This window comes from Cupriavidus taiwanensis, from assembly GCF_900250075.1.
Lineage (GTDB): Bacteria > Pseudomonadota > Gammaproteobacteria > Burkholderiales > Burkholderiaceae > Cupriavidus > Cupriavidus taiwanensis_C.
The window spans coordinates 1-8,740 of the sequence record NZ_OFTT01000007.1 but is presented as its reverse complement, the minus strand read 5'-3'; the positions used below and the strand labels follow the sequence as shown (position 1 = coordinate 8,740).

General features: G+C 56.1%; 9 protein-coding genes. 4 read left to right on the top strand and 5 right to left on the bottom strand.

What is annotated here, in order from left to right:
• The 3 genes from CBM2588_RS30860 to CBM2588_RS30850 all read left to right on the top strand — a co-directional run.
• A partial coding sequence (locus CBM2588_RS30860; protein WP_116335496.1) for a site-specific integrase occupies positions 1-1,357 on the top strand: 1,357 nt, incomplete at its 5' end.
• A 43-nt stretch (positions 1,358-1,400) separates the two neighbouring features.
• Positions 1,401-2,333 (top strand): tyrosine-type recombinase/integrase, encoded by a 933-nt coding sequence (locus CBM2588_RS30855; RefSeq protein WP_231942383.1) that lies wholly within the window; start codon positions 1,401-1,403, stop codon positions 2,331-2,333.
• Complete coding sequence (locus tag CBM2588_RS30850; RefSeq protein ID WP_115684109.1) at positions 2,330-3,340, top strand: site-specific integrase; 1,011 nt, start codon at positions 2,330-2,332, stop codon at positions 3,338-3,340. The genes CBM2588_RS30855 and CBM2588_RS30850 overlap by 4 nt, the downstream gene beginning before the upstream one ends.
• Positions 3,341-3,431: 91 nt before the next feature.
• Here the strand turns inward: CBM2588_RS30850 and CBM2588_RS31320 are convergent, their stop codons facing one another.
• Together CBM2588_RS31320 and CBM2588_RS31315 are read right to left on the bottom strand one after the other, a co-directional pair.
• A complete protein-coding gene (locus CBM2588_RS31320; RefSeq protein ID WP_231942382.1) occupies positions 3,432-3,965 on the bottom strand; it encodes a tyrosine-type recombinase/integrase in 534 nt (177 codons plus the stop codon).
• Positions 3,966-3,990: 25 nt separating this feature from the next.
• Positions 3,991-4,254: a site-specific integrase gene (locus tag CBM2588_RS31315; protein ID WP_231942381.1), complete on the bottom strand. Its 264-nt coding sequence runs from the start codon at positions 4,252-4,254 to the stop codon at positions 3,991-3,993.
• A gap of 609 nt (positions 4,255-4,863) precedes the next feature.
• Between CBM2588_RS31315 and ltrA the strand changes: the two genes are divergently transcribed.
• Positions 4,864-6,201, top strand: coding sequence for a group II intron reverse transcriptase/maturase (ltrA, locus tag CBM2588_RS30840; RefSeq protein WP_115684108.1), 1,338 nt, complete (start codon positions 4,864-4,866; stop codon positions 6,199-6,201).
• 230 nt (positions 6,202-6,431) lie between these two features.
• On the opposite strand, the gene CBM2588_RS30835 is transcribed toward ltrA, so the two are convergent.
• The 3 genes from CBM2588_RS30835 to CBM2588_RS31615 all read right to left on the bottom strand — a co-directional run bounded on the left by CBM2588_RS30835 (position 6,432) and on the right by CBM2588_RS31615 (position 8,482).
• Complete coding sequence (locus CBM2588_RS30835; protein WP_115684107.1) at positions 6,432-7,532, bottom strand: transglutaminase-like domain-containing protein; 1,101 nt, start codon at positions 7,530-7,532, stop codon at positions 6,432-6,434.
• A gap of 82 nt (positions 7,533-7,614) precedes the next feature.
• Positions 7,615-7,989, bottom strand: coding sequence for a hypothetical protein (locus tag CBM2588_RS30830; protein ID WP_147298482.1), 375 nt, complete (start codon positions 7,987-7,989; stop codon positions 7,615-7,617).
• A 316-nt stretch (positions 7,990-8,305) separates the two neighbouring features.
• The gene (locus CBM2588_RS31615; RefSeq protein WP_368666651.1) at positions 8,306-8,482 is read right to left on the bottom strand and encodes a C1 family peptidase; all 177 of its coding nucleotides are present in this window, start codon (positions 8,480-8,482) and stop codon (positions 8,306-8,308) included.
• Between the last annotated feature and the right edge of the window lie 258 nt (positions 8,483-8,740).

Genomic DNA, 8,740 nt, shown 5'->3' with positions numbered 1-8,740 from the left:
TGGTGAGCAAGGCGTCTTGTTTGAACTACTGCACATAAAGTTTCATGATGGGCTCCTGGCGGCCATCGGGATCGCCTTTGTGAGGAGTTCGATCATGGAGAAGTCAACCCATCAAGTTTCAAGCCACCTGCCGTTGCAGCAGCTCGTCGTCGGTGCCGTGAGCGAGCTGGAGAGGCTAGGCTACAGCAGGAAATCGCTCTGGCGCTATCGTGTAGTCTGGCGTCATCTCATTGCGTTTTGTCAGGAGATGAGCCTGGGAGATGAGTACTCCCTGGAGCTGGCGAAACGGTTTTGCTCTACGTATCAAATTCGTGCTGACGAATGCCTGAACTCTGACCAGGGGTGGCGGCGGAATATCGTGGTTTCCCTCAAGGTTCTCGAGCGCTTTGCGCATGACGGGCACCTTGAGCGCATCGTCACCGACATGCAGAAGATACAGGTTCCCGCACCCATGAGCACGGCATTGCGCGACTATGAACTGTACTGCCAGGATCGCCGTCATCTTCGTACAACGACCCTTCGCGAGCGGACGCGGGAGATAGCGATATTCGCGGATTTCCTTGGTTCAAGGAATATCACGTCTTTTGATCAGATGCAGTCGGCCGATCTCTGCGCATTTGTGACCGCGCAACATCGCCTGTCGGCGAAGACAGTCTCGCGCATCGTTTCCGATGTCCGTTGCTTTCTGCGCTTTCTTCTGATGCGAGGAATTCTGCAGCAGGATCTCAGCCATGTATTGCCGGTGGTCCACGTTCCCCGCGATGCGACTATTCCGTCGGTCTGGGCCCCGGAAGTCCTGACCAGGCTGCTCGAAGCCGTTGATAGAACCTCGCCCAAAGGTAAGCGCGATTACGCGATCTTTCTACTTGCCTGTCGCCTCGGATTGAGAGTGGGCGATATTCGTGCACTATCCCTCGACGATCTGAAGTGGGATACCGCCACAATAGAGGTTAGGCAGTCGAAGACCCTCGCACCTCTTTGTTTGCCATTGACGGAGGAAGTTGGCGAAGCGCTGATTGACTATCTGAGATCGGGCCGTCCCCACTCGGATCATCGAGAAGTGTTCCTCACATTGAACGCGCCTTTCCTACCCTTCCGCGAAGCCGACAGCCTACATTGGATCGTCCGTCATTGGAAGGCCATGGCCGGGATTCACTTCAGGACTCCACAACGCTATGGTTTGCACTCGCTACGCCACACACTCGCGACACGATTGCTCCATGAACAGACGCCGTTTCAAGTCATCAGCGACATCCTGGGGCACGCGACGACAGCCTCGACGTTGATCTACGCTAAGACCGACGTGGAAACCCTCCGCACTGCCGCGTTGAACACCGAGGAGATGCGCCATGTCTAGTAGCAAATTCAAGGGCCAGTTCCGGAGCGCTGTCGACTCACTCATGGAACAGTTCGTCCAGGAGAAACGGACGTGTGGGTACCGATATGATGAGCCAGCCCGCTTGCTGGCATGCTTTGACCGCTTCCTGAGCGATGAAGCGCTAATGGAATGCAAGCTGCCGCGCTCGATCAGCCACAAGTGGCTCGCCAAACGGCCCCACGAGAGCAAGGGCACCCACGATCATCGTATCTGTGCAGTTCGCCAATTTGCCCTGTTCATGTGCCGGTTGGGATATGCCGCTGATGTGCCGGATCGATGGCCGATGGCGAGGGGAGCGAGCAGCTTCTCTCCACGCATCCTGACACATGCCGAGATTCAGCGGCTGTTGCAGGCGGCTGACCAGCTTACACCGACAGCCCGATCCCCAATGCGGCATCTCATCATGCCGGAAGTGCTCCGGCTCCTGTATGGCTGCGGGCTGAGGATTAGCGAAGTGCTGCACCTGCGCGTGGCCGATGTGGACCTCGAACGGGGAATCCTGACGGTGCGTGATGGCAAATTTGGTAAGGACAGGCTCATCCCACCAGCCTTGCCGCTGGTACAGCGCCTTCGAACCTACGCACAAGTCATGGGCGATCGCCCGTCCGATGCCTACTTCTTCCCTTCGCCATCAGACGGCCCGCTGAGCCACCCGGCCATCTACTGGCTGTACCGGGAGCTGCTGTTGCGCTCCGGGATCCCGCATGCCGGCAGAGGCAAGGGGCCGCGCTTACATGATCTTCGGCACAATTTCGCCGTCCATGCGTTGCTGCGGTGGTGTCAGGAGGGAGCCAACCTCGACGTGAAGCTTCCGGTGCTGGCAACCTATCTCGGCCATCGCTCCCTCGCCGGAACGCAGTGCTATCTGCATCTGATCGCCGAACTGTTTCCGGAGATCACGGCGCGCACGAACGCCGCCTTCGGTGATGTCATCCCGCGCAGGAGCGGATCATGAAGCCGACGGATTTATCCATGCTCGTGACCAGCTTCCTGACGCACCATCTGGCCGCACAGCGCAACCTGAGCCCCAACACGATCAAGGCCTATCGCGACGTGTTCACCCTGCTGCTGCGATACTGTCGTGACGTGCGGGGAATCGCACTGGAGCGTCTGTCTCTGGCACAGATCGACGTAGGCCTGGTCGAGGCATTCCTTGATCACCTGGCCAACGAACGGCATGTTTCGGTCAGCACGCAGAATCATCGCCTCGCGGCATTGCACGCGTTCTTCCGCTACGTACAGTCGGAAGTACCCGAACGCCTGCTGCAGTGTCAGCAGGTCCTCGCGATTCCGCTGCGGCGACAGCCGCGCGCCAGCGTCGGTTACCTCTCCAGGGAATATCTTGCGCAGCTTCTCGCACAACCGGACCTGCATACGTCTGAAGGCCGTCGGGATGCAGTGATGTTAAGCGTACTCTATGACACCGGTGCCCGGGTACAGGAGTTGATTGACCTGAACGCCGGGGACGTGCGCCTGGATCCTCCACCGCAGGTGCGGCTCAGGGGAAAGGGTCGAAAGCTACGCGCCGTGCCGCTGATGGACTCGACAGTCGAGCTGCTACGCCAGCATCGACGCGATAACAACCTCGATCGCCCTGAACACACCGACAAGCCACTCTTCCAGAATCGGCAAGGCACACGGTTATCGCGCTCGGGCGTACGTTATCTCCTGCAAAAGTATGTGGTTCCTGTGCGGCGAAATCACCCCGACTTCACACAGCGGGTGAGTCCTCACAGTCTGAGACACACAAAGGGAATGCACCTGCTGCAGAGTGGCGTGCCGCTCGAGATCATCCGAGACTTCCTCGGCCACGTCGATGTGAAGACAACTGAGATTTATGCTCGCGCAAATCTTGAGATGAAGCGCAAGGCTCTCGAGAAAGCCACCGACGGTACGTCGCTTCCAAAGATCCCGTCCTGGCAGCAGAACAAGACGCTGCTCGAGTGGCTGCATTCACTGTAGGACTGCGGAGGTTGCGCACGCTGATTGTTGGCTGCGGGCCTCCCCATCCTGCCCAACTTTTATGTAGAGTTTCTACCACCGGAGACCTTTGCTATCGCCGGCTCGATTCGACACAGCACATAAAAACTTTCGGCCGGTAATAGCGTGCCGTCGTCGAGAGGGCGCGATGCCCCATCAGCAGCTGGATCCTGCGCACGTCGGTGCCGGTCTCGAGCAGGTGCGTGGCAAAGGCGTGACGCAGCGAGTGGGGCGTGATGGGCTTCTGGATCCCGCTGCGCTGGCGCGCGATCCGGCATGCCAGCCCTACCGCGGAACGGGTGATGGGGTGTCCGGACATCTCTCCGGGAAACAGCCAGTCCCGGGGATGAACCTCATGCCAGTACAGTCGCAGGATCTCGAGCAGCCGCGGCGACAGCATTACATAGCGGTCTTTCCTGTTCTTCCCCTGGTTCACACGGATGACCATCCGCTGGCTGTCGATGTCGGTGACCTTCAGATGGACGACTTCCGACACCCGCAGGCCGGCCGCGTAGGCGGTCATCAGGATAGTGCGCTGCTTGAGGCTGGCAACCGACTCGAAGAAGGTCGTGATCTCGTCCTGGCTCAGGATGACCGGCAGCCTCACCGGTCTCTTCGGGAGAGGGAAGTCCTCATCGCTCCAGTCGCGTTTGAGCGTCACGCGATAGGGGAAACCGCAGGGCGCCGATAGTTGGACCGAGGCTGCCGGGCGCCAGTTTGCGCTCTTCACGAAGATAGATGAGCCAGGCGCGGATCTCCTCGGGGCCGAGCGCCTCTGGAGAGCGCCGGAAGTGTCGGGCGAAATGGGAAACTTGCCGCAGATAGGACTTTTGCGTGTTGTCGGCGAGGTTGCGGACCTGCATGTCGTGCAGCATCCGTTGGCGGAGCGGGGTCATGACGGACCTCCTGGGAACAGCGAATGGAATGCCCGGTAGGGCACCTCCATCCTGCTCCCAGCCGCCTGCCCATCCCTTCCCGATGGCCCGGCACCAGGCACCGTCCTGATCGAACGCAGGCACTGACCTCCGCGTCCCTCGCACTACCGCGTCAGCGGTTTAGTGTACGCCCGTGATGGCGTGCCATTTGCAGGGTGAAAGTCCCTGTCGGAGTTGGCCACAGCTCCGTAGCTGAAGGTAACTGCGTCGTCGTGAGGCGGGGTGGGGAGTAACCGAAAGCGAACTGTCGGTCCGTAGGTTAACGAACCTGTTTCGGCGGGGTATGGCGGCGAGCCTGCACTAAAGTGGCGAAGCCTGGAAGTAACACAGCACGCTGTCGTGGCGGACAAAGCGGTGCGGTGGCGTACCACGTGTTTGAGGACGGAACGATGGGATGGTGGCACGAAGCAAGCGGGGAGACCTGCCGGCGAGGTGAACGCTGGCAGGAGTCAGAGTCCCGATAGTACTGCACACGGAAGAGTAGAGCCGTGGAGACCTGCGTCAGAGCAAAAGGCGCACTAGGGAAGCGGGGCAGGAAAGTTGATAGCAAAAGACCAGAAGGAAGCAGAGATGAAGATCGAAGCATCGCCAGTGTCGGAAACGACTAGACGAGATGCGAACGCGCTGGGAAGCTGCGTGCAGCGGAAATTCGCGTCAGCTTCAATCTGGACGGACGCTATGTTGGCTGCTCTACAAAACGGAGTTAAGGGAGGTAAATGGCACAGTCTGATTGACAAGGTGTTTCGCCTGGACTCGCTCGCGCTGGGATGGGCTCAGGTCGAGAAGAACGCCGGGGCGGCGGGGGTGGACCGCATGAGTGTGAAGCGATTCGCACAAGGGCGGGACCGCTATCTTGCTGAACTGGCGCATGCATTGCAGGATGGTAGCTATCGCCCGCAGCCGGTGCGGCGCGTCTACATACCGAAAGGCAAAGGACGTCGCCCGCTCGGTATACCCGCTGTGAAGGACCGCGTGGTTCAAGCGGCCCTGAAGCTGGTTATCGAGCCAATCTTTGAGCATGAGTTCGAGCCGAGAAGCTACGGTTTCCGCCCGGGCTTGGGTTGCAAGGATGTGCTGCGCGAAGTGGACCGACATGTGAAAGCGGGCTACTGCTGGGTGGTCGATGCCGACCTGCAAAGCTATTTTGACTCGATCCCACACCTGCCCCTTCTCGCGAGAGTGGCCGGGCGAATCTTGGACGGCCGGGTTCTGGAACTCATCCAGTCCTTTCTCAAGCAAGACATCATGGAAGACTTGACGCGTTGGACGCCGACTTCTGGCAGTCCGCAAGGGGCAGTTATCAGCCCCCTATTGGCAAATCTGTACCTGCACGAGCTTGATGTGGAAATGCGTCAGGCAGGGCTGGTCATGGTGCGCTATGCGGATGACGCCGTGGTGTTATGCCGCACACGTGAGGAAGCGGAAGCTGCGCTCACTCGCATGCGGGCTTGGGTGGATGCGAACGGCTTGACATTGCATCCAGGCAAAACCCACGTTGGGGATTGCCGGGTGGAAGGTCATGGGTTCGAGTTTCTCGGTTACCGGTTCGAGGCGGGACAACGGTGGGTGCGCAAGAAGAGTCTTATGGGGTTGCGGGATAAAATCCGGGCCCTGACCAAGCGTAACAGGGGCGATTCGATCGAGAGCATCATTGCGTCGATCAACCCGATCTTGCGTGGCTGGTTCGGCTATTTCCAGCACGCCCACCGCTACACCTTCTCGTCGGTCGACGGCTTTGTTCGTCGCCGTCTGCGAGCGATCTTGCGCCGACAGCTTCATCGTCCGGGGCAGGGTCATTGCCTTCGCGATCACACCCGATGGCCAAATGCCTTCTTCGCTAATCTAGGGCTGTTCACGATGTCCGAGGCCCTTAGATTGGCGCGCCAACCCCGATGCGGAAACAACTAACCGGAGAGCCCGTCGCGGGAAAACCGCACACCGGGTTCGGAGGGAGGGGACGGCGAAAGCCGTTTCCTACCCCTATACAAGGGCGTATCTTGGTCGCAGGCCAAGAACGTAGCTTAACTGCGAGGTAATACAAAGCTGCGATCTCTTTTCACAAGAAGCCCGTGGCACGTGTCTCGCGGCGGAATATGGCCGGGAAGCGGCCATATTCCGCATATTCTGAAATCCGGCATTTAGTAGCTGTATCCTGGACGCCGGTTTCCCGGGTACGGGGGGCTAATCACAAAATCGGCATATGGGTTAAGTTTGCCGTCTCCCCTTGGATCAGGCACTCCCCATGCTGGCGAGTTGGATCTCGAATCCATAGGATAATCGGCATCCATGACAGTCAATTGCTGTGCACCTGAAGACCGATATCTGGCAGCATTGTCGAAGGCATTCCAGAGCGCGTCCATATGAGTCCATTTGCCACCATTATTGAACTCTAAGCAAGCGTGCCCCACTACGCGTCCGCCTTGGGTCCATATCAGGAACTTAAGCCGGCTTTCAATTCCTATCGCGCGAAGATAGCTTATTTGGACAACGGCCCACTCGTCGCAAATTCCTCTGTAATTATTGGCATCCCTTGTCAACGTATCACGCAATGTAAATTCAGTGATGTTTCTAATCGTAGAATCATACCTGTATAATCGCTGAACGTTGGAAAATATTCTAAATGCCTTTTCTCGGACCGTGAGAGGCCCTGACGTCCACGCTTCCGCCTGCTGCTTAAAAAGATAAGGTGAGTGCACTTCATTTGTCGCAAGCCATTCATTAAAAATCGCTATTGGCTCGCTACTTTTGGCCTGAACCTCCACTTCTCCGTGAGCAGCTTCCTCCGCACCGGCCTCAGAAATCGACAAAATGTATTTCAGACCGTTCCTAACAAACTCAATTTTCCACGTGATGTCAGTGTAATCATCCCCATCAAAATTAACATAGGGAGAGATGGACGTTATTTCGCAACGATTGATCTTGTTACTTTGTATTGCAGCCCTTAGTAAACTATGCTTTGAGTTGCTTCTCAGCAAATCGAATTCTCTTACGCTAATAATGCTTTGATCTGCGGTGCACGTTTCGCTTGAATCATCGGCCAACAACTTGAATTTTATTCTTGCAGCGTAGGCCGTCAGCTCATCGTGGGATATTACGATAACGTCTCTCTGGTCGTTGGTATCGATTTCTGTTTCCCTCCAACTACTCGCTCCGTGTATTTTCAGCCAATCCAGAAACGATCTGTCATTAGCCAATACAGGATAACGTGCAAACAAATGGTAGATGTGGCTGAAGTTCATTTCAATCACCTCCTATGATGAGCCCACCGTAAGCGAATTGTACGAGTGCAGCCATGTATTTCGAAGACAATCAAAAATTAAACTAACTTCCCACGAAAAACCACTCTTCCACTGTTCTGTCATTCGGTTGGGCGACCCAAGCGCAGCTTAATGTCACGAAATGCCCGATAGCGGGGATTGGGGCTCTTAGATATATATACCGACCAATGCCGTCTGAGCAGCGATACATTACCGCTGCCGATGAAGCCTGGATGTTTAGACTCGATAGATCAAATTTAATGCGATCGCCAATCTTCAGAGTTTTTGCAATCAAAATTTGCTTGTAAACTCCGTGAGAACCAGATAGAGACAGGCGGACTTCGCTCTTATCGTCACATCCATCGTTGTTGGCAAAAATAAATGTGGTCGCTCTCGACATAAAGAGCGGATATCTTTGCTCGTCATTTTCATTTTCCATTTTTCTCACCATTTTCACTAGTTGAGCAAATGATTTTTTTCTTAGTCGAATTCTTTATTTTCACTCCAGAGTGACAGCACGACTATAGTAGATGCAAGGCTTTTGGAATTCTAGGTTTTCGCAGTTCAGCGCGAGCCTTTGGAGCATATAACCCCCCTTCCTATCGCCAAACCATCTGCGAAGCGATTGCAGCTAGATGGTTAGATTTCTCGATGAGGAGAACCGCGCCCTCACGCTCGGTCTCCGCCAAGAATGACGACGAAACCCCGAAAGATCGCGCTCCTCCGGGTTTTTCATTTTCGTTTAGCTTTGCCCCTTACCAACCGATCATCCCTACGTCGCTGTATAGTTCGAGATATTGGTAAGGGATCGTTCCGTATCCGCTGTTGCCCCAGAATGGACCCCAACTATTTTTGAACAGAAATCTTCCAGTACTGTTGTCCCATCCGCAGATGGCAATGCAGTGCCATCCAGCGGTATTTGGAGGAGACATTAGTTGTACGAATTCTGCGAGGAGGTTCGGAGACGGCATTGTTATATCGCCGGTCCACGGCCATGAGGCCCATACCACGGGGACGCTGGCAGAGACTACTTTCCGGCGGGCGAAAATCTGCTGTTGGATCGCGGTTGAGATAGGAAGACCGGGACTAGCCGGAGGGCTTGCTGGATTCTTGATGCCGGCTAAGATATTTGACCGTGGCCTGTTATATACGTAGCCAATCTCATTGAATCTGTAGCGCGCAGCACCTCC